Origin of the sequence: Aquihabitans sp. G128, assembly GCF_019048865.1 — a bacterium.
In the GTDB taxonomy this organism is placed as follows: Bacteria; Actinomycetota; Acidimicrobiia; order Acidimicrobiales; family Iamiaceae; genus Aquihabitans.
In genome coordinates, this window is the sequence record NZ_CP077604.1 from 4,186,800 (window position 1) to 4,212,891 (window position 26,092).

General features: G+C 69.0%; 25 protein-coding genes and 1 pseudogene. 21 read left to right on the forward strand and 5 right to left on the reverse strand.

The annotated features are described in order from the left end of the window. Window positions 1-39 precede the first annotated feature (39 nt). The 5 genes from KSP35_RS20090 (at window position 40) to KSP35_RS20110 (ending at window position 3,010) form a co-directional block, all read left to right on the forward strand. Entirely contained in the window at window positions 40-351 is a 312-nt protein-coding gene (locus KSP35_RS20090) for a hypothetical protein (protein WP_216997545.1), read from the forward strand. Continuing rightward, entirely contained in the window at window positions 342-527 is a 186-nt protein-coding gene (locus KSP35_RS20095; RefSeq protein WP_216997546.1) for a hypothetical protein, read from the forward strand. The genes KSP35_RS20090 and KSP35_RS20095 overlap by 10 nt, the downstream gene beginning before the upstream one ends. Continuing rightward, a complete protein-coding gene (locus tag KSP35_RS20100) occupies window positions 524-1,096 on the forward strand; it encodes a signal peptidase II (RefSeq protein WP_216997547.1) in 573 nt (190 codons plus the stop codon). Before KSP35_RS20095 ends, KSP35_RS20100 begins: the two co-directional genes overlap by 4 nt. Further along, entirely contained in the window at window positions 1,093-1,830 is a 738-nt protein-coding gene (locus tag KSP35_RS20105; RefSeq protein ID WP_216997548.1) for a ZIP family metal transporter, read from the forward strand. The genes KSP35_RS20100 and KSP35_RS20105 overlap by 4 nt, the downstream gene beginning before the upstream one ends. Before the next feature lie 160 nt (window positions 1,831-1,990). After that, window positions 1,991-3,010: a hypothetical protein gene (locus KSP35_RS20110; RefSeq protein ID WP_216997549.1), complete on the forward strand. Its 1,020-nt coding sequence runs from the start codon at window positions 1,991-1,993 to the stop codon at window positions 3,008-3,010. Window positions 3,011-3,017: 7 nt separating this feature from the next. Here KSP35_RS20110 and KSP35_RS20115 read toward each other — a convergent pair whose 3' ends face one another. Together KSP35_RS20115 and KSP35_RS20120 are read right to left on the reverse strand one after the other, a co-directional pair. Then, window positions 3,018-4,025: a cytochrome d ubiquinol oxidase subunit II gene (locus KSP35_RS20115; RefSeq protein WP_216997550.1), complete on the reverse strand. Its 1,008-nt coding sequence runs from the start codon at window positions 4,023-4,025 to the stop codon at window positions 3,018-3,020. Beyond that, window positions 4,022-5,359, reverse strand: coding sequence for a cytochrome ubiquinol oxidase subunit I (locus KSP35_RS20120; RefSeq protein ID WP_216997551.1), 1,338 nt, complete (start codon window positions 5,357-5,359; stop codon window positions 4,022-4,024). The genes KSP35_RS20115 and KSP35_RS20120 overlap by 4 nt, the downstream gene beginning before the upstream one ends. A gap of 726 nt (window positions 5,360-6,085) precedes the next feature. On the opposite strand from KSP35_RS20120, the gene KSP35_RS20125 reads away from it, so the two are divergent. The 5 genes from KSP35_RS20125 (at window position 6,086) to KSP35_RS20145 (ending at window position 10,466) form a co-directional block, all read left to right on the forward strand. Then, window positions 6,086-6,739: a CPBP family intramembrane glutamic endopeptidase gene (locus KSP35_RS20125; RefSeq protein ID WP_216997552.1), complete on the forward strand. Its 654-nt coding sequence runs from the start codon at window positions 6,086-6,088 to the stop codon at window positions 6,737-6,739. Window positions 6,740-6,783: 44 nt separating this feature from the next. Continuing rightward, on the forward strand, window positions 6,784-7,143 hold the full coding sequence (locus tag KSP35_RS20130; protein WP_216997553.1) for a helix-turn-helix transcriptional regulator: 360 nt from the start codon (window positions 6,784-6,786) through the stop codon (window positions 7,141-7,143). Continuing rightward, window positions 7,140-9,128, forward strand: a complete 1,989-nt coding sequence (locus KSP35_RS20135; protein WP_216997554.1) for a cation-translocating P-type ATPase — start codon at window positions 7,140-7,142, stop codon at window positions 9,126-9,128. The genes KSP35_RS20130 and KSP35_RS20135 overlap by 4 nt, the downstream gene beginning before the upstream one ends. Before the next feature lie 59 nt (window positions 9,129-9,187). Further along, window positions 9,188-9,718, forward strand: a complete 531-nt coding sequence (locus KSP35_RS20140; RefSeq protein WP_216997555.1) for a copper chaperone PCu(A)C — start codon at window positions 9,188-9,190, stop codon at window positions 9,716-9,718. 271 nt (window positions 9,719-9,989) lie between these two features. Continuing rightward, complete coding sequence (locus tag KSP35_RS20145; protein WP_216997556.1) at window positions 9,990-10,466, forward strand: hypothetical protein; 477 nt, start codon at window positions 9,990-9,992, stop codon at window positions 10,464-10,466. 151 nt (window positions 10,467-10,617) lie between these two features. On the opposite strand, the gene KSP35_RS20150 is transcribed toward KSP35_RS20145, so the two are convergent. Both KSP35_RS20150 and KSP35_RS26230 read right to left on the reverse strand, forming a co-directional pair. Further along, the gene (locus tag KSP35_RS20150) at window positions 10,618-11,085 is read right to left on the reverse strand and encodes a M23 family metallopeptidase (RefSeq protein ID WP_216997557.1); all 468 of its coding nucleotides are present in this window, start codon (window positions 11,083-11,085) and stop codon (window positions 10,618-10,620) included. 88 nt (window positions 11,086-11,173) lie between these two features. After that, window positions 11,174-11,797: pseudogene (locus KSP35_RS26230) on the reverse strand (glucosaminidase domain-containing protein); the annotation flags it as partial. 122 nt (window positions 11,798-11,919) lie between these two features. On the opposite strand from KSP35_RS26230, the gene KSP35_RS20160 reads away from it, so the two are divergent. The 11 genes from KSP35_RS20160 (at window position 11,920) to KSP35_RS20210 (ending at window position 25,489) form a co-directional block, all read left to right on the forward strand. Further along, window positions 11,920-12,222: a complement resistance protein TraT gene (locus KSP35_RS20160; RefSeq protein ID WP_216997558.1), complete on the forward strand. Its 303-nt coding sequence runs from the start codon at window positions 11,920-11,922 to the stop codon at window positions 12,220-12,222. Between the two features lie 269 nt (window positions 12,223-12,491). Then, window positions 12,492-12,884 (forward strand): hypothetical protein, encoded by a 393-nt coding sequence (locus KSP35_RS20165; RefSeq protein ID WP_216997559.1) that lies wholly within the window; start codon window positions 12,492-12,494, stop codon window positions 12,882-12,884. Continuing rightward, complete coding sequence (locus KSP35_RS20170; protein ID WP_216997560.1) at window positions 12,881-14,230, forward strand: hypothetical protein; 1,350 nt, start codon at window positions 12,881-12,883, stop codon at window positions 14,228-14,230. Before KSP35_RS20165 ends, KSP35_RS20170 begins: the two co-directional genes overlap by 4 nt. Beyond that, window positions 14,220-15,713 (forward strand): SCO6880 family protein, encoded by a 1,494-nt coding sequence (locus KSP35_RS20175; protein WP_216997561.1) that lies wholly within the window; start codon window positions 14,220-14,222, stop codon window positions 15,711-15,713. Before KSP35_RS20170 ends, KSP35_RS20175 begins: the two co-directional genes overlap by 11 nt. Beyond that, window positions 15,710-17,041 (forward strand): DUF87 domain-containing protein, encoded by a 1,332-nt coding sequence (locus tag KSP35_RS20180; protein ID WP_216997562.1) that lies wholly within the window; start codon window positions 15,710-15,712, stop codon window positions 17,039-17,041. The genes KSP35_RS20175 and KSP35_RS20180 overlap by 4 nt, the downstream gene beginning before the upstream one ends. Before the next feature lie 3 nt (window positions 17,042-17,044). Continuing rightward, window positions 17,045-18,136: a toprim domain-containing protein gene (locus tag KSP35_RS20185; protein WP_216997563.1), complete on the forward strand. Its 1,092-nt coding sequence runs from the start codon at window positions 17,045-17,047 to the stop codon at window positions 18,134-18,136. Then, a complete protein-coding gene (locus KSP35_RS20190; RefSeq protein ID WP_216997564.1) occupies window positions 18,133-18,447 on the forward strand; it encodes a hypothetical protein in 315 nt (104 codons plus the stop codon). The genes KSP35_RS20185 and KSP35_RS20190 overlap by 4 nt, the downstream gene beginning before the upstream one ends. Window positions 18,448-18,630: 183 nt before the next feature. Continuing rightward, a complete protein-coding gene (locus KSP35_RS20195; RefSeq protein ID WP_216997565.1) occupies window positions 18,631-20,442 on the forward strand; it encodes a type IV secretory system conjugative DNA transfer family protein in 1,812 nt (603 codons plus the stop codon). A 165-nt stretch (window positions 20,443-20,607) separates the two neighbouring features. Further along, on the forward strand, window positions 20,608-20,778 hold the full coding sequence (locus KSP35_RS20200) for a hypothetical protein (protein WP_216997566.1): 171 nt from the start codon (window positions 20,608-20,610) through the stop codon (window positions 20,776-20,778). Window positions 20,779-20,927: 149 nt separating this feature from the next. Then, window positions 20,928-21,209: a hypothetical protein gene (locus KSP35_RS20205; RefSeq protein WP_216997567.1), complete on the forward strand. Its 282-nt coding sequence runs from the start codon at window positions 20,928-20,930 to the stop codon at window positions 21,207-21,209. 197 nt (window positions 21,210-21,406) lie between these two features. Continuing rightward, window positions 21,407-25,489 carry a DEAD/DEAH box helicase family protein gene (locus KSP35_RS20210; protein WP_216997568.1) on the forward strand — a complete coding sequence of 1,361 codons (4,083 nt, stop codon included), beginning with the start codon at window positions 21,407-21,409 and terminating at the stop codon, window positions 25,487-25,489. Here the strand turns inward: KSP35_RS20210 and KSP35_RS20215 are convergent. Next, complete coding sequence (locus KSP35_RS20215) at window positions 25,461-25,889, reverse strand: hypothetical protein (RefSeq protein ID WP_216997569.1); 429 nt, start codon at window positions 25,887-25,889, stop codon at window positions 25,461-25,463. The two genes, KSP35_RS20210 and KSP35_RS20215, sit on opposite strands and share 29 nt — an antisense overlap. Window positions 25,890-26,092: the final 203 nt, after the last annotated feature.

Below are 26,092 nucleotides of genomic sequence, written 5' to 3' on the forward strand. Positions count from 1 at the left end.
GTCCCCACCAACGCCTCGAAACCAGCAGGAGAAGTCTCGATGTCAGCGATCAGCCGCCGATACGCCGCAGCCCTCACGCTCCTAGTCGTCTCGCTGCTCGCCGCGTGCGGTGGCGCGTCGACGCCCGGCAGCTACGACGATGACGGCCTCAAGCGACAGTTCACCGAAGGCTGCGAGACCCAGGCCCGCAAGGACGGCCAGCCATCGCCGTCGTCGTTCTGCCGGTGCAGCTACCTGAAGATCCGTGCCGCCATCGACTTCAGCGACTTCAAAGCGGTCAACGACCGTCTGAAGGAGGAGCCAGGACCGCTCCCGTCTTCGTGGCGTGAAGCCATCGCCACGTGCCGCTGAACGCTCCCGGAGTCCTCGCCCACCAAGGCGGGTGGGACGAGATGATCCTGGTCGCCCTCCCGGTCATCCTCTTCGCGGTCCTGCTCCGCATCGCCAACGCACGCGCCGACCGCCTCGCCACCGACGAACGCCAGTCGAGCTCTCCCACAGATCCGCCCCCGGAGGGAACCGAATGAGCACCAACGAACGACCCCTCACCGTGGACACCCAACCTGCGATCAGGGCCAGCAGCGGCCTCGCCGGAGCGAAGCGCCAGGAGCCAGTCGATCCGCCCGGTGGCGCACGGACGTCGATGCGCCCTCTCGTCGCTCTGGGCCTCGTTCTCGTCGCGGCCGATCTCGGTCTCAAGTGGTGGGCCAGCGCCGCGCTCTCTGACCGGTCGATGGCCCTCCCGGGTCCGGTCGACCTTCGGCTGGGCCACAACCCGGGTGTGGCCTTCGGCGGCTTCGACGCCGTCCCTCCAGCGGTGCTCATCGGCATCACCGCTGCCTTGGCCGCGGCGATCTGGTTGGCCGCATGGGTCCGCTACCTGCCCCAGCTGCCAGCCGTGCTGGTTGCCAGCGGCGCGACGGCGAACGTGATCGACCGACTCGAGGGCGGGAGCGTCGTCGACCTGTTCCACACCGGCTGGTGGCCGACGTTCAACCTGGCCGACGTCTTCATCACCGTCGGGGCCCTGCTGCTGGTGACGGCGACGCTCCGGCCCGGCGCCGGACCCGGCGGCCATGATCGGGTGAACCCGTGATCGTCGCCCTCGCTGGACCCGTGCGCAGCGTGCTGCTGGCCAGCCCCCTGCCCATGATCTCCACGATCGCCGGTGCAGGGTGGGCTGCCCGACGCCCACCGTCGGTCCGGGTGCGCAGCGCCATCCAACACTTCGCCGCCGGCTTGGTCTTCGCTGTCGCCGCCACCGAGCTGATCCCCGACCTGACCAGGTCCCACGACGCCATCGCCGTCATACCGGGCTTCGCCGTCGGCATCGCCGTCATGCTCGGCCTGGAGGTCACCGGTAGCCGGGCGGAACGCTCGGGACGAGCGAACGCCGCGCTCATCACCCTCGCCGTCGTGGCGATCGACGTGTTCGTCGACGGCATCTTGATCGGCATCGGCTTTGCCGAGGGAGGGTCGGCCGGTGGCCTGCTCGCCATCGCCCTGACCGTCGAACTGCTCGGGCTCGGTGTTGCGCTGGCCATCTCCCTGGGCGAGAGCGGCAGGACCGTGCGCGCCACGCTCGCCACGACGGCTGGCGTCGCTTCGCTGCTGCTCGTGGGCGGCCTCCTGGGGGCGAAGCTGTTCGCCCACCTGTCCGAGGGCCTGCTCTCCGCGGTGTTGGCCTTTGCCACCGTGGCGCTGCTCTACCTCGTCACCGAGGAGCTCCTCTCCGAGGCTCACGAGACCCCGGACACGCCGCTGCTCACCAGCACCTTCTTCATCGGGTTCCTGGCCATCCTGCTCCTCTCGTTCGCGGCCGGGTCCTGATGAGGTCGCTCCGACCTCGACCAGCAGCCGCTCCCCGGCATCTGCCGTGACCACGACCGGCGCGGGCTCGGCAGCGTTCAACCCGCTGCTACGGCTCCACCGAGATTGCGACGGGCACCTCGACGCTCGATCGGAAGCGGTGAGGACGTACGCGTTCGGCGTGCCCACCGACGAAGCGCTCGACCTCATCGGTGCCGCATCGACCGCCGGCGTCGTCGAGATCGGCGCGGGCACCGGGTACTGGGCGGCGATGCTCGCCGCCAACGGCGTCGACGTGTTGGCGTACGACATCGCTCCTGCGCCGTCTGCGGACAACCACCTCTTCGAAGGTCGGGACGCGTGGTTCCCGGTCGCCGTGGGCGACGAAGCCATGGCGGCGAGCCACCCCGATCGGACGTTGCTGCTGGTGTGGCCGACCTACGACGAGGCCTGGCCGGCGGAAGCCATCGAACGGTTTCACGATGCCGGCGGGCAGCGTCTCGCCTTCGTCGGCCAGGGCCCCGGCGGCGTGACCGGCGATGTCAGGTTCCATGCGCTCGTCGGGAACCTCGATCGCTGCTACCCGTGTGCGCTCGGCGTGGCGGGGCACGCGTGTACCTGCGATGTGCAACCGATGTGGCGATGCACACACCAGAGCTCGCTCCCGAGCTGGGGTGAGGATCCCGACAGACTCCAGATCTTCGAACGGATCGAAGATCCTGAGCAGACTCCTCTCGCCACCGAGAGGAGCTCTCCGGTTGCCGGCGGAGGGTGCGACGGCCGGCCCTCGGGGCTGACCGCCCTTCGAGAGCTCGGCGTCCTCGGTCAGGTGTGGACCCTCACCGTCATCGGGTTCTGCGTTGCGCGGGCCGTGGTCGTCTGGCCCCTGCTGCGGCGTTATGGCGTCAACCCGTGGTGGTTCCTCGCCATCGACATCGGTACGGCGCCGATGTACGGGCTCGGTCAGGCCATGGGTGTGAAGCTCATCCGCGACGCCACCCGACCGATGCGCGACGCACTGCCGTGGATCGCTGCGCTGCTCGTGGCCTTCGTGGCGCCCTATGCCTACCTGTTGGCTTCGGCCGGCAAGCTCCCGACCTATGTGATCCTCGGCGTCGCCCTCTGGATCGTCGTGTTCGGAGCGTTCGCCGTCGGGCGACTCTTCCGTGACGCGAGGCGTCAGTCCACCGAGGTGGCCTGACCCGACATCACCTGGAGGGCGGATCGGTTGAGGGTTGTTGCGTGAGCCACAACAGGTAGATCAAAGGCGGCAACACCAGGACCGTGGCGAGTCCGACCACGACCAGGAGCGCGGTGAGCGTCGCGTCGGCTCCAGCGCCACCGGCGATGGTGACCTCATCGACCAGGACCCACGGGTACTGGCCCACCCCCCACCCGAGGACCACTGCTGCCACTGCGCCCGCTGCTGCGATCCGCGCCCGGCGGTATCGACCGGTTCGGAGCCACCACAGCGCGGACAGGCCACCGACGGCAGAGGCGATGACCAGAGGGAGGCCACTGCTGTGCAGACCGGCGGCGAGGGTGGGTGCATCTCGCTCGAGGGTTGCCGCCGCACCGAGCGCGACCGCCCCGGTGACGAGGCCGACCCGAAGCGCTCCGCGGGCCATCTCTCCGGCGAGGTCGTGAGAACCAGCGCGCTCCGCGTCGGCGGCGAGGAACGTGGCGGCGAGGAACGAGCAGGTGAGCACCGCGAGCGAACCTCCCACCAGCGAGGTCGGTCCGGTCCACGACCGCCAGGGGTCACCAGCACCTTCCTGGGGGACACGTCCTGATGCCACCGCTCCGGCCGCGGCGCCGAGGAAGAAGGGCGTCAACACCGATGACGCAGCGAACGCGATGCCAAAGAGCCGGGCCTGGGAGATGGTGGCGGAGAACTTCCGGAACGCGAAGCCTGCTCCGCGGAGCACGATGCCGAGTGCAGCGATCGACAGCGGGACCGCCAAGGTGGTCGTGATCGCCACGAAGGGACGAGGAAATGCCGTCCACAGCATCACCAACACGTAGATCAGCCAGACGTGGTTGGCCTCCCACACCGGCCCGATGCTGCGGTCGATGAGCGCCCGGACCCGGCCACCGTGACTGGCGTCGCCGGCAAGGAGGTCCCAGGCGCCGGACCCGAAGTCCGCCCCTCCGAGCACGGAGTAGATCACGATGCCGACGAACAGAGCGACCGCCATGCCCACCGCGAGCGTCACGCTTCCGTTCCCTCACGCGGTCCCGAGGGCACGGGCGCCGGGCCCGGGCCGTAGGGCGTCGGTAGATCGGCGGCGCCTTCGCGCCATCGCTGCGCCATCGAGCGGAGCACGACCACGGCGCCGATGGTCATGGCCGAGTACACGACGACCATCACCCCGTAGCTGTACCAGAGTCCGCTGCTCGAACTGGCGGCATCGCGTGTGAGCAAGACCCCGTATGCCAGCCAAGGTTGGCGTCCCACTTCGGTGGCGATCCAGCCAGCTTCGAGGGCCACGACAGCCAGGATCCCGCTCACGGAGGCCAGCCGAAGGAACCAGGTCGAGGTCGTCCAATCGTGGCCGCGTCGCCAGGCGATCCAGAACGTCGCTGCGAACGCCGCCAGCGCGGTCCCGATCCCGACCATGAGTTGGAACGAGAGGTGAACCAGGTTCACCGGAGGCCGTTCATCAACGGGCACCGCATCGAGGCCAGGGACTTCTCCGTCCAAGGAGTTGGTGGCGATGAGTGATCCGATGCGGGGGATCACGATCGCGCCGCGAACCTCTCCGTCGACCAACAGCCCGCCGATTCGTAGTGGTGCTTGGCGCTCGGTCTCGGTCGAGAGCTCGAAGGCGGCCAGCTTGGCCGGCTGACGGTCGCCGACCTGGAGCCCGAGCAGGTGGCCGATGAACGGTTGGGTCACGGCGGCGACAGAAGCGAAGGCGAACGGGACGAGGAACCCGAGCCGGTGGTGCTCGTCGCGGCGGCCCCGCAGCATCCCGACCGCATACACCGCCGACACGCTGAAGCCGACGACCATGAACGCCGCGACCCACATGTGGGCGAACTGCCCAACCACGGCATCGTTGAACATTGCCGCCCACGGGTCGACATCGGTGACCTTCCCGTCAACGAGGCGGAACCCGGTTGGGGCCTGCATCCACGCATTGACCGACAGGATGCAGAAGGTGCCCACTACGCCGGCGCCGGCGATCGGCAACAGCATTCGGTAGTGGATCTTGGGGGGAAGGCGGTCCCAGCCGTAGAGGTAGATGCCGAGGAAGATCGCCTCGGTGAAGAAGGCCAATCCTTCGAGGGCGAACGGCAGCCCGATGACGTCGCCGTAGGGGCCCATGAGCCCAGGCCAGAGGATCCCCATCTCGAACGACAGGATCGTCCCTGACACCGCTCCGATGGCGAAGAGCACCGCAGCGACCTTCGACCAGCGTCGGGCCAGGAGCAGTGCCGTCTCGTCGCTTCGACGCACCCCGCGCCGGTGGACCACGAAGATCATGATCGGTAGAGCGACGCCGAAGCAGGCGATGACGATGTGCCAGCCCAGCGACAGTGCCATCTGTTGGCGAGCCGGCAGCAGCCCTGGGGGCTCGGCCGCCGCCAGGAACCCAGCCGTTGGCGATACCAGCACCTGGTTGCTCCCTCGACGACGAGATCCGGTCACCAGGGTGTCGGTCGCGTCCCGGTCGTGGTTCCGTGGCGTCGGTCACCGAGGGTTCGGTCCCGGCGGAGGAGGTAGCAGCCGGTCAGGTCCGGTGCCGGCTCCCAGCGGCACCGGACCCGGCCTACGGGGTGGTCGGGCTGTGGCTGCGTTCAGTTCCGACCTTGGATAGCGATACAGGTCTGGTGATCGAGCACCGAGACCCGCTCGTTGGAACCGGTCGGGTGCAGGGGTCGACTCCCACGTGATGCTTCGCTCTTTTCTCGCCGCGTGCGTGCTGACCGTGCTTACCGTCTCCCTTGCCCTTCCCATGGGAGCGCCAGCTGCATCCGAAGGCCGGGGGACGAGCGTCGGCGTGTCCGCTGCGGTCGCTCGCTTCCAGCTGGACGAGGACCCTCCGTCGAGCGGTGACCGCGATGGCGGCGATCACGCACCTCCTGGTCCCGTCCTTCGAGGGGTCCTCGGTGCCGGCCTGGTCGGGGTGGCGGGTCTGGGTGTTGCTGCTGTGGTGCGCCGTCGGCGCACCGGCGCTGGACGCCGGTTTTGACTCGCGCCGTTCAACGGGATGAGCGGCTTGCGTCCTGGGGTCTGGGCGATGCCGCAGCGGGATGGGCGATTGCGCAGGTGTCTGGAGCGCTGCTGGGAGCGCTGATCCTGGCCGGGTTCGGCTATTCGGCTGAGCAGGCGGCTTCGGGAGACATCCCACTCGCACTGGTTGCGCTCCAGTACCCGCCGTTGTGGGTCGGCTTCGTCGGCGTGCCGGTCTGGGCTGCGGCCCGCAAGGGCCGCGGTTGGATCGAGGACTTCCGGGTGCGGATCCGCTTCGTCGACGTCCTGCCAGCGGCAGTGATCGGCATCCTGCTGCAACTGGTCGTCGTCCCGCTTGTGTCTTGGCCGTTCCTGAAGGCCTCCGGCACATCGTTCGACGAACTGGGAGAGTCAGCGAGGGACCTGGTGTCCCGAGCCGACTCGAACAGCGGGTTGGCGCTCATGGTGCTGTTGGTGGTCATCGGTGCGCCTCTTGCCGAGGAGCTGTTCTTCCGCGGCCTGCTGCTACGGGCCTTCGAGAAGCGGTTCGGGACGGCGTGGGCTCTGGCCGGCTCGTCGTTGGTCTTCGGGATCACCCACTTCCAACTGCTCCAGACGCCTGCGCTCACCGCAGCGGGGCTCGGCTTCGCCCTGCTCGCAGTCCGGAGCAAGCGGCTCGGTCCGGCCGTCGTCGCCCACATGGCCTTCAACGCCGTGACCGTGGCGAGCCTCGCCCTTGCCGGACCCTGACCGACCGGACCAAACACGTCAGCCAAGGGTGTACTGTTCAGTCCATGCTGACTGGTGAAACTCGCGAGACCGCTCTGGCCCGGATCGGGAAGGCGCTTGCCGATCCCACCCGGTGCCGCCTGTTGGTTGCCCTGCTCGACGGGCCGGCGTACCCGGGGGAACTGGCGGATCGCTTGGACCTGACCCGGTCGAACGTCTCCAACCATCTGTCCTGCCTGCGGGGTTGTGGCCTGGCGGTGGCCTCCGCTGAAGGCCGTCAAACCCGATACGACCTCTCGGATCCGCACCTGGCGGCCGCGCTGCGCGAGCTGGTGGCGGTCGTGCTCGCCGTCGATCCCGGCGTCGATTGCGTCGACGGCGATTGCGATGACGTTTCAACGGGTGCAAGAGCAGTGGTCCGATGAGCGCTGAATGCTGCGGCGGCGACGCGGTCGCACCGGACGGTGCTGTAGAGGCGGACGCCGCCGAGGGTGCGGTCCGTTTCTGGAAGGTGCGCGAGCTGCAACTCGCGATGGCTGCTGCGGTGCTGCTGCTGGTGCACTTCGCCGCCGGGCTGGCTGATGCTGACGTGGCCGCCGCTGTCGCGGCTGCGGGGGCGCTCGTGGTCGGCGGGTCGACCTTCGTTCCCGGGGCGCTTCGGGCGCTCATCAAGGGCCGCATCGGGGTGGGCTTGCTGATGACGGTCGCTGCGGTTGGGGCGGTCGTGCTGGGCCAGCTCGCCGAGGCGGCCATGCTCGCCGTGCTGTTCTCCGGCAGCGAGGGCCTCGAGGAGTACTCGCTGGCCCGAACCCGGCGTGGCCTGCGGGCTCTCCTCTCGTTGGTCCCGGACGAAGCCTCGATCCTTCGCGGTGGCGCGGAGATCACCGTCCCGACCTCGGAGCTCGTGATCGGTGACACGATGATCGTTCGACCCGGTCAGCGCGTCGCCACCGACGGGATCGTGCGCAAGGGCCAGAGCGCGGTCGACGTCTCAGCCCTCACCGGCGAGTCAGTCCCGGTGGAGATCGGCTCGGGCGCCTCCATCCCTGCAGCGTCGATCAACGGCACGGGTGCTCTCGAAGTCGAGGTCACCGCCACGGCTACGGACAACTCGCTCGCACGCATCGTCCACATCGTGGAGACCGAGCAGGCTCGCAAGGGAGCCAGTCAGCGCCTCGCTGACCGCATCGCGGCGCCGATGGTGCCTGCCATCGTGATCCTCGCCGTTGGGATCGCCGCCGTGGGATCGCTGCTCGGCGACCCGAGCATCTGGATCAGCCGAGCCCTGGTCGTGCTCGTCGCCGCCTCGCCCTGCGCGCTCGCCATTTCGGTCCCGGTCACCGCAGTAGCGGCCATCGGCGCTGCGAGCCGGCTCGGCGTCCTCGTCAAAGGAGGAGCAGCGCTCGAAGAGCTCGGCAGGATCACCACCGTCGCGCTCGACAAGACCGGCACGTTGACCAGGAACCGACCTCAGGTCATCACCACGATCGCTGCAGAGGGAGCCACGCCCATCGAGGTGTTGGCCGTGGCCGCCAGCCTGGAGGTCCGCAGCGAGCATCCCCTCGCCCAGGCGATCCTCGCCGCTGCGCCTGGTGCGCCGGCGGTCGAGGACATGGACACCGTCACCGGTGCGGGGATCACCGGCCGCTTGGACGGCGTGAAGGTTCGCCTCGGTCGACCGGGGTGGATCGAGGCAGGACCGTTGGTTGCCGACGTGGAGAGCTTGCAGGACGCCGGCGCCACCGTCGTGCTGGTCGAGCGAGACGGGCGGCTTCTGGGAGCGGTTGCGGTGCGGGATGAACTTCGACCTGAAGCTGCCGGGGTCATCCAGGACCTCCGCGGCGCCGGCCTCGGGGTCATGATGCTCACTGGAGACAACGCACGCACCGCCGCGGCCCTGGCCGGCGAGGCGGGGATCGAAGATGTGCGCGCCGACCTTCGACCCGAGGACAAGGCAGCGATCATCGCGGGCCTGCGGGCCGACGCCTCGGTCGCCATGGTCGGCGATGGGGTCAACGACGCTCCCGCCCTGGCCTCCGCCAACGTCGGGATCGCCATGGCCGCCATGGGGACCGACGTTGCGATCGAGACCGCCGACATCGCCCTCATGGGCGAAGATCTTCGCCACCTGCCCCGGATCATCGGTCACGCTCGGCGGTCCCACTTGATCATGCGCCAGAACATCGCGCTGTCGCTGCTCATCGTGGTGGCTCTCGTCCCGCTCGCGATCGTCGGAGCGCTCGGCCTCGCCGCAGTGGTGGCCATCCACGAGGTGGCCGAGATCATCGTCATCGGCAACGGCGTCCGTGCCGGTCGGACCAAGACCACTGCGCTGAGCCCCATCGAATTGCCACTGCGTCCTACGCCGATGATCGATTCGCCATCCAACCGGTCCGCGGTGCACTCCTAGAGACCGACGGCACACCTGCGGAACGGAACCGAAGGTGCCGCCACGACGACTCTCCCTCCATGCAGCGCTTCGATCTTCGGTCCACCCCTGCGTCGACCGGTCGGTCACTGGTGGGGAGCATTCGAGGCGTCATGCTGATCGTGGCGGTGTTCACAGCCTCGAGCGCGTGCTCGTCGAGTTCGGACGGAAGCTCGGGCTCCGGCTCGATCAAGGTCCGATCGGTGACTGTCGACGAACCGGTCAATGGCAAGTCCGCCGCAGTCCGCATGGTCATCGACAACGGAACCGACACCGACGACGAACTCCTCAAGGTCACCAGCCCCGCCGCCGGAATGGCCACGCTCCACGAATCCAAGACGACCGCCGATGGCCTCGCGACGATGGAGGGCCTCGACGCCGTCGACGTTCCCGCCGGGGAGCAGACCGTCTTCCGATCCGGTGGCCTGCACGTGATGTTGGAGGACCTCACCGACGACCTCTCCGTGGGCGACGACGTGGAGCTGACCCTCACGTTCGCCGAAGCAGGGACTCGCACCGTGACCGCCGAGGTCGTCCCACTGGGAACGGCCATGGATGAAATGGACGGTTGATCTGTCCGGTGAGCAGCGCCCGCCCCGGTAGGTCGGTCCTGAGCTCGACGAACGCCGAGCCGTTCCGGCGTCCCATCGTCCCGGCTGCGTCCTCCGTCTCCAGCCGGAACCAGCGGTCCGATCACATCGACTGACCAGAGGCCGGAGCCGACACCGTTGTCTTCGATGTCCGCCGTCTGCAAGGAAGGCAATGCTCATGCCAAACCCCGCCGCAGCCACGGGTACGACTCGGCCCAAGAAGTCGAGGTCGACGGTGGGGCGCGTCGCCGCCGTGGTGATGATCGTGGGGACCGTCGTGTTCTGGTTGTGGATCTTCTCCGGCGCTCCGAAAAGGGCAAACCCCGACCGACTTGACGATCGGGCTTTCGTCACTCGCACCCACGAGCGCTGCCGGGATCTGCTCAGTGAGCTGGATCGCCTTCCCGATGCTCGCGCCACCTCGACACCGACCGCACGGGCCGAAGTGCTCGACCGGGCCAACGGCCTGGTCTCGACCATGGTGGACGAGCTCGAAGCCGACGCTCCGACCACGGGCGAAGACGGGCAACGTCTGCGCGGATGGTTCAGTGACTGGCGGACCTACGTGGGCGATCGGGAGGACTACGCAGAAGCACTGCGAGAGGACCCCGGTGCCCGCATGACCGTCAGCGAGAACGTTGCGCTCAGCGACGGCGTGGACAAGACCATCGAGGTCTTCGCCGACGTCAACGACATGCCCGACTGCGCCACGCCAGGGGACGTGGGCTGAGCGCCAGACCGAGGTCGGGCGATGGGTAGAGGTCGTTCAGCCTGGCCGCTGACCTGTAGAGCTGACGTGTGCCAGCCACCGGGGTGGCCTGGCTGAACTGGAAGCGGCGGTCCGTTGTACGTATTCCGATACCTAGAAGGACGCACCAAACTCACGAGTTGCAACCTGCGGTTGGCAGCGACTGAGGGTCCTTCGACCTTCCCTCGGCGATGGACACCAAGAGATCCTGCGGGCACCGGCTGGCGCCGTCGATGCGGATGGCGAAGTGGAGGTGGGGGCCGGTGGAGTTGCCGGTCGAGGCGCTCTCCATCACGACCTGGCCGGGGCTCATCGTGTCGCCAACGGAGACCTGGTGGGATCCCGGTTTGCCATGGCAGTAGGTGTATTGGGCGCCGTCGTCGCCGTTGAGGGTGATGCCGTAGCCGCATCGTCCGGAGGTCGTCGTGGAGACGATGGTTCCGCTGGTGATGGCGTAGAGGGGCGTGCCGGTGGGGACAGGGATGTCCGCGGCCGGATAGTCGTGGTGGGGCTTGGTGAACCACTCGGGGTGCCGCTCCCACCAGCTCCGATCTACGGGGGAGCGCGTAGTCGCCGACGACGGTCGGGTTCCCGTCGCCACCGATCCCGCAGGCGGAGCCCGGAGTCGCTGACGGGCCACCGGTCTCTGCCGCCTGGTTCGGTGACTGCGCTTCGGCCTTCATGGACTCGAACATGGCGCTGAGCGCATCCCAGTAGCCGGGGTCGGTCGCCCAGGTACCGGCCAGCTGACCCCAGGTGGTGGCGTAAGCACCGGCGCGGGGGGACACGTCGGTATGAGCGAGGGCGGTGTCGTTGCCGTCCGCAAACTTCTTGAGTAGTTGGATCTGGCCTCTGACGCCGATGGCGGGGCTCGAGAACCCGGACCCGCTGGCGGCGTCGTCGTAGTGGGCGATGCCGGCGAAGTTGTTGATGGCGGTGTCGTTGTTGGTGAACCAGCCCGTCTCGTGGACGGCTTGGGCGAAGGCGAGGTCGCCGCGCACGCCTTCGGCAGCGCCTTCGGCGATATAAGTCTCGATCAGGTCGTCGATCGGCACGGTGAGCCTGTCGGGTTGCCCGGACCGGGACGACGCCCACCAGCGTTCGAGGTCAGTGGCGGTCAGCTCGGAGCGGCCGAGGATGGGTGGAGTCCCATCGGCCGCGCCCGGCGTTTGGTTGCAGGGTGATGGCGGGGCACCGGTGGTGTCGATCCCAGCTCCCATGGCGAGGAAAGGGATGAGGAGCACGAGGGTGACCAGGGCGAGCGCTCCGCCCCCAGCGGCGAGGAGGGCCTTGGATCCGTGGGGATGTTCCATGCCCCCTATGCGGTGAAGGGGTCTCAATCTCTAGGGAGGTCAGAGGTCGGCGGGATGAATTCGAGAGGTTCGGGCGCACTCGCTGCCTAGGGGGGGTGACCAACGCCCGAAACCCTTTGGAGGTGAGCTCGATGGTGTCGATGCTCGGATTGCTCGCAGACGTGAAGGTGTCGCCGAACTCGACCGGGATGCCCGGTGCGGAGCTGATCCAGAAGTTGCTCAACTGGGCACAGATGCTCGCCCTGTGGGGGAGCCTCGGAGCGCTGCTCGCCGGTGCCGCCATGTACGGGATCGCTCGCGAAGGCGGCAGCTACTCGGGTGCTTCCCGAGGCAAGACCCTCGCCATGGGCGGGGTGGTCGGAGCGATCATCGCCGGCCTCGCCCCAGCGGCGGTGAACATGCTGTTCAAGGCGGCGTCGTCATGATCGGCGTCTCGCGCCACGTCGTGATCGCAGGTGCTGTGGCCTCGTTGCTGGCGGTCGGTGGACTGCTGGTGCGGTGCGGGGGACCGGACTCCGAGTCCGCAAGCCAGCCGCGCCACGGAGGGGGTCGCAGCGCGGCGTCAGGCCCGGCTCGGTCGGTCGGGGCTGGGCCGACCGAGGCTGAGGCGATCGCCTCAGCGACGGACTACGCCTCCGCATCGCAGCGCTGGCTGTACCTCACCGACCAGCAGATCCGGACCGAGGTCCACCAGGTGGCCACGCCGCGAGCAGCCGATGGCCTGGCCGATGATGTCGTCGATCAGGTGTCGAAGGCTCGGACCGGCCTCTCGGACTCGTCCGGCCGGATCTGGTGGGTGGTGCGGCCCCTGGCGACGAACGTCTCGTCCTACTCGGATGACCAGGCCCGGGTGGAGGTGTGGGCGGTCACGGTGCTGTCCGCCCCTGAGGTGGCTGCTCCGCAAGCCGAGTGGATGACCGTCCAGGTCGACCTCGAGTGGCTCGACGGAGCGTGGCGGGTGGACGACGTGCGCGAGTCGCCAGGGCCGACACCCGTGCCCGGTCCCGAAGATGACCCATGGGACGCCGGCGACTTCGACAAGGCGCTCGACGGCTTCACCCGCATCAGCGCGGAGCCGGCGTCGTGACGGCCCCTGGCGTGGTCCTCGCGGGGCTGTTCCCGAACCCGGTCGGCTGGGCGGTCGACAAAGTCACCGGCTTCGTCGGCGGCGTGGCGACCGAGGGGTTCGAGATGCTCATCGGAGGCCTGGTCGCCTGGGTCATCGACGCCGTGGTCTGGGTCGTCGGCGGCGTCTTCAACTTCCTCATCGACGCGACCGATCCGAACGTCCAGGCCGACTGGTTCTCGGGCGCCCGCAGCCCCTACGCCACCACGGCAACGATCGGCGCCACGCTCCTGGTCGGCTTCGTCCTCGCCGGAGTCGTGCAAGGCACGATCGCCGGGGACCCCGGCGGCATGCTCAAGCGCATGGCAGTGGACCTGCCCGTCTCGGTGCTGGGCATGGTCGGACTCGTCACCGTCACCCAGACGCTGATCGCTCTCACCGACGCCCTATCGAGCGACGTGATGTCGAGGTTCCAGGACGACATCAGCCAGTTCACCGCAGTCGTCGGGTCACTGTCCTCGCTCGGAGGCAGTCCGGCCACGGCGTTCGTGGTGCTCCTGCTGGGGTTGGTCACCGTGCTGGCCGGCGTGATCCTCGTCGGCGAGCTCGTGGTCCGCTCCGCGCTGATCTACATCGTGGTGGCGCTGGCTCCGCTGGTCTTCGCCGCACGCGTCTGGCCGGCGCTCAAGGGCTCGTGCCGCAAGCTCCTCGAGCTGCTGTGCGCCCTGATCCTGTCCAAGCTCGTGATCGCCATCGCGCTGGCGGTCGCCTCCTCAGCGGCGGTCGGGGCCGGGTCCGGGGGAGAGGTGACGTCGTTGCCGGCACCGGAGGTCGCAGCGGAGGACCCCGGAGGCTCGGTAACTCAGGCTGTCGGAATCCTCCTGACCGCGACCGCTGCGTTCGGGGTCTCGGCGTTCACCCCGATGGTCCTGATGCGTCTCCTGCCCTTGGCCGAGGGCGCAATGGTCGCCCAGGGCATCCGTGGCGGCCCGGGCCGGGCAGCCCAGCAGGGCATGTCCATGGGCTACTCGGCCAAGGTCCTCTCGTCGTCGACCTCTCGACGCATCGCCTCGGCACCGGCCGGAGCAGCGGGTGCCGGCGCTGGAGGCGCAGGTGCGGCGGCCGGCCCGGCTGGTGCAGCGTTCGGCGCCACGGTGGGAGCCACCAAGGGTGCAGGCTCCTACGCCGGCAAGCGCGCCGATGCAGCGATCAACACGACTGGGCGGGAGACGCCCGGCGGTGCCGGTCGGTCCACGTCTGGACCAGGCCCCTCGAAGGCAGGACCCGGTGGACGAAGCCCCTCGGGAACGGGCCGTCCCCCAGCCGGGGGCGACCGAGGATCGAAGGGACGCGGCAATGGCGCCTGACCGTCAGGACCGCACCTACCGCCTCGAGCCCCTCGACCCCTCCGGCATCTTCCTCGGCCTCGGTGCCGTCCAGTGCGCCTTCCTCGGCGGAGGGATCTCGAGCGCCGTCGTGGCGCTCACCGCCGGGCTTCCACTTCCCGTCGCCGTGCTGCCGGTGCTCCTGTCGGTCGCAGCCAGCTTCGCCCGCCTGGGCGGTCAGGCCCTGTGGGAGTGGATCCCCCTCGGGGCCACCTGGACGTGGACCCGGCTGCGACGAGGCCGGTCATGGGTGGCGCCGCTTCCCCTGCTGCCCGCCCCCGAGGGCACGAACATCGCCTTACCTCCGTGCCTCGCCGGGCTCGACGTGACCGAGGTCCCGTGGCGGGCACGGCTCGGCGCCGGGGCGGTCCGAGACACCGTCCGCAACACGCTGACCGCGCTGGTGCACGTCAGCGGACCCCAGTTCGTGGTCGAGTCCCGGCCCGAGCAAGAGCGCCTCCTTGCCGGGTGGGGCGACGTCCTCAACCAGTTCGCCACCGAACGAGGCATCGTCACCCACCTCGGATGGTCCGACCTCGCTCGGCCGTCCGGCTTGCACGAGCACCTCGCCTGGCTCTCGGATCAGCCTGCAGCTGCTGACGCCTCCGACGCCGCCGACTCCTACCGCGAGCTCGTCGAGGTGGGGACATCAGCTGCGACCGCCCACGACGTGGTCGTCACGATCACCGTGGCCCGAGATCGCCTCGGCCGGCGTCGCACCTCTGAAGCCAACCCCGAGGATCTGCTCCAGCGTGCCCTCGTCTCGGCCGTCGACGCACTGCTCCGAGGCCTGCGCGCCGCCGGGCTCACCGCTTCTGATCCGTTGGACGTGGCGGAGCTGCACCGCCTGCTTCGGGAACGCATCGAACCGACGAACCGAGCCAACCAGACGGGAAGCGGCCGCCTGGTCGACCGCCTCCGCCTGGTAACTCGTACGTCGGCTGGTCCCCTCGCCACCGAGACGACCTGGTCGGCGCTGCGAGTCGATGGCGCCTGGCACCGCACCTATTGGGTGGCGTGCTGGCCGCGCCTCGCCGTTCCGCCGTCATGGATGGAGCCGTTCCTGTCCGGTGGCGGCATCACCCGGACCACCACCGTCATCCTGCTCCCGGTCTCGACCTGGCAGTCGAGGCGACGGATCGAGCGCGACCTGGTCAAGCACGAGTCCGACGCCGCCACCAAGGAAGAGAAGGGTCGGCGCGTCGACGCCCGCCACCGCCGAGCCACCCAAGCGCTTCTCGACCGGGAGGAGGAGCTCGTCGCCGGCTACGCCGAGATGGCCTACGTCGGCCTGGTCACCGTCACCGCCTCGTCCTCGGACGAGCTTGACGAGCACTGCGAGATCACCGAGCAGCTCGCCCGGGAATCCGGCATGGAGCTGCGATCGCTCGACGGCCGCCAGGACCTCGCCTGGGCAGCGGCGCTCCCGCTCGGTCTGGCACCCCGGACGCTGGTGGCCACATGAGATCCCAGCTCCGCCTCGCTCCGCACCGATCGACCACCGCGCACGTGTCGAGCATCTATCCCTTCTCGGTCCAGGCATCGTTCGGCTACCGAGGTCCCTACATCGGGTTGGACGTCCTCGCCGGGTCCGCCGAGTTCTGCTGGGACCCCTTCGAGGCCTACGCCTCGGGGCTCGCCACCAACCCCAACGGATGGGTTCTCGGCGAACCGGGCAACGGCAAGTCCGCTCTCGTGAAGTGCCTGCTTTGGCGCATGGCGGCGATCTACGGGCTCGGCCCAGGCGGACGGTGGATGGCCATCGTCGACCCGAAGGGGGAGTACCGCCACCTCGCCGAACGACTCGGACTCACCATCCTTCGCCTCGCGCCTGGCGGCGACGTCCGGATCAACCCACTCGCCCCCGGCCCTGCAGCTGGTCACGAGTCGCCCGAACGACAGACGATGCGCCGCGCCGACCTCCTCTGCGCGCTCGTCGCCACCGTGCTGGATCGACCGTTGTCCCAGGTCGAGGACGCCGTCATCTTCGCCACCGTCGAGCACCTCGCCGCCAGCCGTCTCGTCGAACCGACCCTGGCCGACGTCGCGGCGACCGTGGCCGACCCGCCGAGCGGGCTCACCGAGCGCCTCCATCGCAGCGGGCCAGAGCTGGCAGGCGAGCTCTCACCAGTCGTATATGCGCTGGACAAGCTCCTCGTTCGGTCGCTCCGAGGTATCTTCGACGGCCCATCAACCGTGCCCCTGCAGTGGGACGGCCCCGGCATCGTCCTCGACCTCTCAGCGATCCCGCTGGACTCCGAAGCGCTCCCCCTCGTGATGGTGGCCGCAGCGGGCTGGCTCCAGCAGCTCATGGCCTGCCCCGGACCCCAACGCATCCAGGTCCTCGACGAGGCATGGGCACTGCTCGCCAACCGCCACACCGCCCACTACCTCCAGACCTGCTTCAAGCTCGGCCGCACCTACGGGGTGGCGAACCTCTGCATCACCCACCGAGCCTCCGACCTCTCCGCTCAGGCCGACGACGGCACCGCAACGGCCAAGATCGCCGCCGGCCTCCTCGCCGACGCCGCCACCAAGATCATCCTTCGACAGGCACCCGACCAGGTCGAGGCGGCCGCCGGCCACTTCGGCCTCACCGGGCCCGAATCGGCCATCATCGGCCAGCTCGCTCGAGGCCGTGCGCTCTGGAAGGTCGGTGGACGGACGGCCGTTGTGCAACACGTCCTCGCCCCCAGCGAACGAGACCTGGTCGACACCGATGCCCGCATGGCCGGTACAGCGGCGGACGATGCCGACACTCGCGACGAAGGCGCCGAAGACGAGGCGGCGTGAGCCGTGTACGACCGCGACGCCATCCTCGCTGCGACCGACCTCGCCGCGCTGGCGGACGAGCTCCTCGGACCTCACGTGGGGAGCGACTCGCACCCGATGTGGTGCTGCCCGAGTCCGAACCACGCGCAGACCGGTCGCACACCACCCGTCTCCGTGTTCACCTCCCGGTGGGATGAGCAGCGTTGGCACTGCCACGGCTGTGGCGACGGCGGCTCCGCCATCGACCTCGTTATGCGATCGCGCAGCGTCGACGCTCGCACGGCGATCGAATACCTCGTGGGTCGAGCCGGCATCTCGTCGTACCCGTCCGATCCGAACGAGGCGAGGTCCTCCCGGATCGATGGGACCCACCGGTCAGGTGAGCGGAAGCTCCAACTGGCCTCCGATCACGCAGCAGATCTCGACCTGTACGTCGAGGCATGCGCCGGCGAACTCTGGTCGACGGCCGGTCGACCAGCTCGCCGATGGCTGATGGAGCACCGCGGCCTGTCCGAGGGCGTGCTCCGAGTAAATCGAGTGGGTGCTGATCTCGGAAACCCCAACCTCCCGCGACCGCCCGGCTTCCGCCGATCCGGAGGCGCTGCGATCCTTCCGGTCCAGCAGGACGGGCGTGCGGTCTACTTCCAAGCCCGCATCCTGCACCCGAACCCCGACCGGCCGAGGTACCTCAACCCCACCGCGGACCTAGCTCCCAACCCAAAGGTGTCGGTCATCAAACCGCCCGAGCGGCTCCACCCCGAGACCATCATCACGGAAGGGGCGGTCGATGCGCTCAGCGCAGCCAGTGCCGGGTTCCGCGCCGCCGCGGTCCTGTCGGCCGGATACCCCGACCGCTACGTAGCCCTCCAGCTCGCCCGCCTCGACGGGCCGCTGGTCCTCGCCATGGATGCCGACGCCGCCGGTGTCCGCGGGTCCGCCCAACTCGCCGAACACCTCGAAGCGCTCCAGCGCCCGCCCGACATCCTGCCGCTCGACGGCGGAGACCTCAACGAAGCGCTGCAGCACGCAATCGACTGGCCGCAGGAGCTGGCCGACCGAATCGCTGCGATCAGCCCAGTGCCGGCCGCGCACCAACAGCTCGGAGTCGAACGATGACCGACCTTCCCCGCCCCTTCCCCCGGCTCACCCACGGCGAGCGCCTCAAGGAGACGGCCGCCTTCTACCGAGGTCGAGGCGTGCCGGTGTCGGCCGGCCAAGTCGAGCGCGCACTCGAACTCACCGAGGAGTGGCGGGCCGTCGCCGACGCGCGAGGAGTGAGCGACGACGACCTCGCCGGTGTGGCGAACCTCGATGACGAGGCGCTCGACGCCATCCTCGCCTCCGACCGTCGCATCGCCCACGAGACCCGAGAGCGTCACATGGCCGACGAACTCGACCTCGGCGACGATCTCCCAGGACTGTGCTGATGGCGTTCGTGGCGCCCCGCCGTCCTCGGCGGCGGATCCGACGAGGCGGGGCACCAAGGCGAACGCTACTGACCCAGGGCCCACCCCCGGTCCGACCCCGAGGGCGGCGGATCGTCGGCTGAATCGGGCATCCGGCGGGACATGCGTTCGAGAGATTCGGAGGCCCCCGGCGCATAGGGGGGCATGGAACGCGATGGACTCGGCGGCTTCGAGATGCTGGTACTGGCCCTCGGCGGTCTCGCCGTCGGCGTGCTGGGCTCCGTCTGGCTGGGATGTGCGGTGGCCGTTCTGGTTGCCGGGGGCGGTCCAGCTCCACACCTCGGCGACGCAGCGGTGGCGGTTGGGGCGCTCCCGAACCACCTGACCTCCCCCCGGGATGCATGGCCGCCGACGAGTCGGTCGGGTGTACCGGGACCCTTCGTGTACTGGCCGGCGACGGTCGCAGCAATGGCCGCAGTCCTTGCAGCGGTCGGCCTGGTCGTTCGAACGCTGATGCGCTCGAACGTTGGCACGGCTCGTCGCTCACCGTTGGGGGTCGACGCCCGCCCAGGGTTCGGGACAGCTCGCGACCTTCGACCCCTGCTCGTCGATGGTCCGGTCCCGGGTCGGTTCATCCTCGGCCGGTTCGGCCGCCGACTGATCGCCACCGAAGCACCACCGCCTCGCGCCGGAGGCTCGGCATGGGTCAAGCCACGGCGTCCGGCGGCGCACGTCGGTGACCGGGGCGCTGTAGCGCTGATCGGACCGTCGCGCTCGGGCAAGACGACTGCTGCGGTTGCGGGGATCTTGGAATGGGACGGACCTGCGGTGCTGTCCTCGGTGAAAGCGGACCTGCTGGCGTCCACTCTCGGCTGGCGGTCGGGAGCGGGCGAGGTGCGCGTCTACGACCCGACGAGGACGACGGCCGACTCCTCGGCCCGCTGGTCGCCCCTTCGCGACGCAGGAACCTTGCTGGGCGCTCAACGGTCGGCCCGGGCGCTCTGTGATGCGGCACCAAAGAGCGGGGTCGACGGCGGTCTCGACTTCTGGCTGGCCCAGGCCGAGATCCTCCTGTCCGGCCTGCTGTTCGCAGCCCATCACTCCCAACGAGACATGGGCTCGGTGTGCCGGTGGGTCCTCGAACAGGAACGGTCCGACAAGAAGGGTCGCGGCGAGGTCCTCGGCTCACTCGAGCGGTTGCTCATGAGCGAGCGGGTCTCTGATCACGTCGAGGCAAAGGATGTCGAACGGCTCCTGCGAGCGGTGTGGTCGATGGACCAACGGACGCAGTCCTCGGTCTACGCCACTGCCCAGACCGTGGTCTGGCCCTGGGCGAACCCGCAGGTTGCGGCCTCGTCGAAGGCTGACCGTTCCATCTCCCTGGACTGGCTCATCGGCGACTCGAACACGCTCTACCTCTGCGCCCCGATAGAGGATCAGCGACGATTGGCGCCGGCCTTCGGCGGCCTGCTGAACGACCTCATCGGACAGGTGTACCGGCACGTTGCGGCGACAGGTCAGCCGCTCGACCCGCCGTTGCTTGTGGTGATCGACGAAGCGGGCAACACGCCGCTGCGGGCGCTGCCGGAGTACGCCTCGACCCTGGCAGGACTCGGGGTCCTGCTCGTGACGATCTGGCAATCGCTCGCCCAGATCGAAGCCGCCTACCAACGCCAGGCGGACACGATCCTCACGAACCACCTGTCGAAAGTGTTCTACGCCGGCCTCTCCGACCCGGCCTCGCTGCGCTACGTCGCATCGGTGCTCGGCGACGCTGAGGTCGACACGCAGAGCCGAACCACTGGCGAGACCAGTCGAAGCCGGTCCAACCAGCACTCCACCACCCGCGTCGCCCTCGCTCCACCGCACGCCCTGCGCCAGATGCGACCGGGAGACGCGCTCCTGGTCCACGGAACCCTGCCCCCAGCACACATCCGAACGAGGCCGTGGTGGAAGGAGCGCCGGCTCCGCGAGCGCGCAGAGGCCAAGCCGGTCGAGGCAGGAGAGGACCGGTGAAGCCGTTCCTTCGCCCGGTCGACCGGGGGGCAACTCGCCCCCGTCGGATGGGAGTCCGAGCCCGCCGGGCTCTGGAAGGGCCGCGAGGTCGATGTCGTCTACGACCCGAACCGACACCGGGTCCTCGTCGTCAGAGGCGACCTCGAGGCATCGACCGAAGCCGCCTTGCGGGACGACGGATGGAAGCGCCAGATCCACACCCAGGACAACAGCCTCTGGGTCTGCGACGAGGTCGAGCTCGCCCTCACCCGGGTGCGGGATGACCTAGCCCAGATCTCACAGCCCCAGCTGGAAGCGCCAACCCCGAGCCCGCCGGAGCTGGGCGGCATCGCATGAGCGGCAACCGTCCTGCCCTCGCCAGACGAGACAGGCATACGCTGTGAAAGGCGCTCGGAGCAGCCGCCCCGTCGAACAGCTGAGCCTGTTCGACCAGCCGCTCCCTCCCGATGATGCCGGCGACCCGCCAACGCAGGAGGCACCAGTCGATGAACACCCAGGACCCACAGCCCTCACCCCAGCCGGCGGCGGACATCGCCGACCTCCGGGATCAGATCCTGGGCGTACCCCGGCCGTCGGAGGATCCCGAGGCCTACCGGCTCCGCAGCTACCAAGCACTGCGACAAGCACGGGAGATCGCCACGGAACCGGTGGTCGACCTGCAGCAGGACCGGCCGATGCCTGGCGACCAAGAGGACACCGCCCTGGCCAACTACCACTCGGCACTGGATCTCATAGCGACCAGCCTGAACAGGCCCCTCGACAGCTAGCTCCCAGCGCTGAACGCCCACCCGCGTTTCGGCCGACAAGCCAAGGCGACCTGGCGCCACAAGGGACGAGGGCCAAGCTGCAGGCCAACCTCTCGGCCCTCCGCGTACTCGAGCGGTGCGCCATCGAGAACCGGGCAGCGACACCCGACGAGCAGGCCATCCTCGCTCGATGGGCCGGCTGGGGCGCAGTCCCGTCCGTGTTCGATCCCGCAGACCTGAGCGTCGCCGAGGAACGGGCCGAGCTTCGGACGTTGCTCGGCGACGAGGCCGCCTGGTCCGCAGCCCGACGGACCACCCTCAACGCCCACTACACGTCGGCCCCGGTCATCCAGGCGATGTGGGGCGCCGCACGCGACCTCGGTTTCACGGGTGGTCGGGTGCTCGAGCCCGGCTGCGGCTCTGGCAACTTCATCGGCCTCGCCCCCGAGGATGCGGACATCGTCGGCGTCGAGCTCGATCCGACGACCGCCTCGATCGCACGGCACCTCTACGCCTCGCGGTCGCAGATCCACACGGGCGGCTTCGAGACCTATTCGGCCCCACCGGCGACGTTCGACCTGGCGATCGGCAACGTCCCCTTCGCCAAGATCACGCCGTACGACCCCAGCCTCAACCGTGCCGGCCATGCCTTGCACAACTACTTCCTCCTCAAGAGCCTCCACCTCGTCCGACCTGGCGGCCTCGTCCTCGCTCTGACCTCCCGCTACACGCTGGACTCGCGTAGCGACTCGGCTCGACGGGCGATAGCTGACTCGGCCGACCTCGTCGGGGCGCTCCGACTTCCCGCCGGTGCCTTCAAGTCATCATCGGGGACCGACGTCGTCTGCGATCTGCTGGTCCTTCGCCGGCGGCTCGAGGGCGAGCCGCGAGGGGACCAGAGCTGGCTCGGCACCACCGACCTGGCCGGCACTGCCCCGCAGGCCGACAGCCCGAGGGTCAACCAATTGTTCGTCGATCGGCCCGACTTCGTCCTGGGCGAGCTGACCACCACACGCGGCATGTACCGGGACAACGAGATCACCGTGACGCCCACTGGTCCCCTGGAGGACCAGTTCCACATAGGTCTCCGCAGCATCGCGCACCATGCGCGGGCCAAGGGGTTGGTGTTCGTGCCGCGAGATCGCCCCGGCCCCGGTCGGGGGGACGCAGCTGCTCGGCCCGTCGAGGCAGGCGCCTACATAAATGATTTCGCCCAGGAGAGCAGCCTCGTCCGCTCACGAAGCGGGGGCTCGATCGGACGGATGGTCGACGGCAACATCGAAAGCTTCTCGCCACGGGTCAAGAAGGACCGAGCCGAGCTCCTCGCCCTCATCGAGCTGCGTGACGCGACCCGCAACGTGCTGGCCACCCAGACCAGCGGGGGAGATGACCTCGATCTGGCCGAGGCCCAGCAGGCGCTCCGCGAGCGCTACGCCGGCTACCTCGATCGCTGGGGTCCCATCAACCGGTACGGGACCGCACGCACCGGGCGCACCGACCCAGAGACGGGACACGAGGTCACCCGCCGCCTCCGCCCGCGCATGGGTGGGTTCCGGGACGATCCGGACTGGCCGCTCGTGGCCGCCCTTGAGGTCTTCGACGACGAGACCCAGCGGGCAGAGCCAGCACCCATCTTCACCAAGCGAGTCGTGGCCCCTCCGGCGGACCGACACCGAGTCGAGACCCCGGCCGAGGCCATCGCCGTCAGCCTCGATGAGCTCGGGCGGGTCGACCTCGGGCGGATCGCTGCCCTCCTCCACCTCGCCGGGCCCGCCGAGGCCCAGGAGGCAGTGCATGAACTGACCTTCGGTGACCCCACAACGGGAGAACCGGTCACTGCAGCGCGCTACCTCTCGGGCGACGTCCGGTCGAAGTTGCGCATCGCCGAGGAAGCAGCAGCCGTCGATGACGCCTTCGACCGCAACGTCCGGGCGCTCCGATCCGCGCTGCCGGAACAGCTCGAGCCGGAGGCCATCACCGCTCGACCCGGAGCGACCTGGATCCCAGCAGGAGACATCGAAGACTTCTGTGCGGAGGTGCTTGCCTCCGAGGTGCTGGTCGAGCACCTCCCGGACCTCGCCTCCTGGACGCTGTCGCTGCGGTCCGGGGGGCGCGCCGGGGTGTCCCTGAGCTCCGAGTGGGGCACTGCACGAGCAGACGCCGTCACGCTCCTCGACGCTGCCCTCAACCAGCGGCTCCACAACGTCACCGACCCCACCGAGGACGGTCGACGGATCCGCAACGACGCCGAGACGCTCGCAGCCCGGGACAAGCAGGCCGCCCTCTCGGACCGATTCTCCGACTGGGTCTGGGAGGACGAGGACCGAAGCGGTCGACTCTGCGATCGATACAACGAGCTGTTCTGCTCCGTGCGACTACCGACCCACGATGGCAGCCACCTCACGCTGCCGGGGCTGGCTGACACCTTCGTCCCACACGACCACCAGCGAGACGCCGTGGCCCGGGTCCTGGCCGACGGCCGAGCACTCCTGGCCCACGCCGTCGGCGCGGGCAAGACGGCCACCATGGTCATGGCCGCTACAGAGCTGCGGCGTCTGGGCATGGCCACCAAACCGGCGGTCGTGGTGCCGAACCACATGCTCGAGCAGTTCTGCCGTGAGTGGCTCCAGCTGTACCCGACCGCACGGATCCTCGTCGCCGACCGTGACCGGCTCAGCAAGGAACGACGCAAGGAGTTCGTCGCCCGCTGCGCAACCGGCGAATGGGATGGCATCGTCTTCACCCACGCCGGCTTCGCCCGGCTCCCGCTGGCTCATGACCAGCTCTGCGCCTACCTCGCCGAGCAGCTCGGTCGGGCGCGAGCTGCTCTGACGGTGTCGGCCTCTGGCAAGGCCCTGAGCGTCAAGAAGCTGGAGCGCCGGATCGCCCAGCTCGAAGCCACCTACGAGCAACTCCTGGCGGAACGCAACCACGACGACGGCATCACCTTCGATGAGACGGGCATCGACTACCTGTTCTGCGACGAGGCGCACGCCTACAAGAACCTGCGCGTCGATTCCTCGATCGACGGAGTCGCCACCAAGGGCTCGCGGCGTGCGCAGGACCTCGACGCCAAGCTGTGGGCCCTGCGCCGGCGCCATGGAAGTCGCGTGGCCACCTTCGCGACGGCCACGCCCGTGGCCAATTCGATGGCAGAGCTGTGGGTGATGCAGAGCTACCTCCAGCCCGACGTCCTCGAGTCCGCCGGGCTGCGGGCGTTCGACGCTTGGGCCGCGACCTTCGGCCGGACCCACACGGCCCTGGAGCTCGCACCCGATGGCGCCAGCTACCGGATGCAGACCCGCTTTGCCCGCTTCCAGAACGTCCCCGAGCTCCTCGGCCTCTACCGTCAGGTCGCTGATGTCCGCACCAGCGAAGATTTGGGCCTACCGGTTCCGACGCTCGCCGACGGCAAGGTCCAGACGGTCGTTGTCCAGCCTGCCGATGCCCTCATCGACTACGTCGCCGACCTGGCCTCACGGGCCGAAAGGATCCGCAGCCGCGCGGTCGACCCGGCCGAGGACAACATGCTCAAGGTCACCGGCGACGGACGACGAGCTGCCCTCGACCTCCATCTCGTAGGGCTCGAGGACGATGCCTGCGATGCCGGCAAGATCGCCACCGCCGCGAACCACATCGCCCGGATCCACCACGCAACCCGGCACCTCACGTACCTCGACGATCTCGGCGAGGAGGCCGTCCGCTCCGGCGCCCTCCAACTCGTCTTCTGCGACGTGTCCACACCCGCCGCCGCCGGTTGGAACGCCTACCACGAGCTCCGAACCCACCTGGCCGACCGAGGCGTGGACCCCGCAACGGTCCGCTTCATCCAAGAAGCGCCGAACGACCAGGCGAAGGCGCGCCTCTTCGCCGGTTGCCGAGACGGGAGCGTGGCCGTCCTGGTCGGTTCGACCGAGACGATGGGGGTCGGCACCAACGTCCAGGCTCGTGCCGTTGCGTTGCACCACCTCGACTGCCCCTGGCGTCCCGCTGACATCGAACAGCGAGAAGGCCGGATCCTGAGGCAGGGCAACCAGAACCCCGAGGTACAGGTGCTTCGCTACGTCACCGAGGGAAGCTTCGACACCTACATGTGGCAGACGCTCGAACGGAAGGCAGCGTTCATTGCGCAGGTCACTCGTGGCGACCTGCCCGACCGCGATATCGACGACATAGGCGATCTGGCCCTCACCTACGCCGAGGTCAAGGCACTGGCGACGGGCGACCCACTCATCCTCGAGAAGGCGTCAGTCGACGCCGAGGTCTCGAAACTCATGCGTCTCGAACGCGCACCAGGATGACCAAAGTCGGCTCCACCGGACGATCGCGAAAGCCGGCCAGGTCGTGGTTCGCTGCGATGAGCGGTTGCCCGTCCTGAATCGCTGCTGCGAGATCGTTGAAGACACCCACGGTGACCGGTTTGCCATGGAGATCGATGGGCAGGTCCACCGGGACCGAGGCGATGCAGCTCGTCACCTCGCAAAGGTGTTGCTCGATGGGGGAAGCTCCGTCAGTTGCCAGGATGGAGCCAGAGCGGTGGGAAGGCTCGGCGGTCTTGGTCTGGCCGCCGTCCGGCTCCCATCCGAGCCCGCAGAACTTCGGATCCTGGTCGTCGAAGCGCAGATCGATCTGGTCGTCGGGCGCGAAGACATCCAGGCAAACCCAGGATCGATCGTCACAAAGCTCGAGCGCAGGCTCCAAGGGCTCCCAAGGGCGGCTGCGTCGGCGAGGACCGAGCGTGACACGGCGGAGATCGAGTTGGTCAGGGCGCGTGAACGACTCGGACAGCCTTGGGACCGTTGCGATGACCTCAACGAGTTCCGGCATCGGCAGCGAGAACTCGACGAGGAACTGGCGCTGAGGGCCGTCGCGCCAGGCGCGGAGGTGTGCCCCGAGAATGCCGG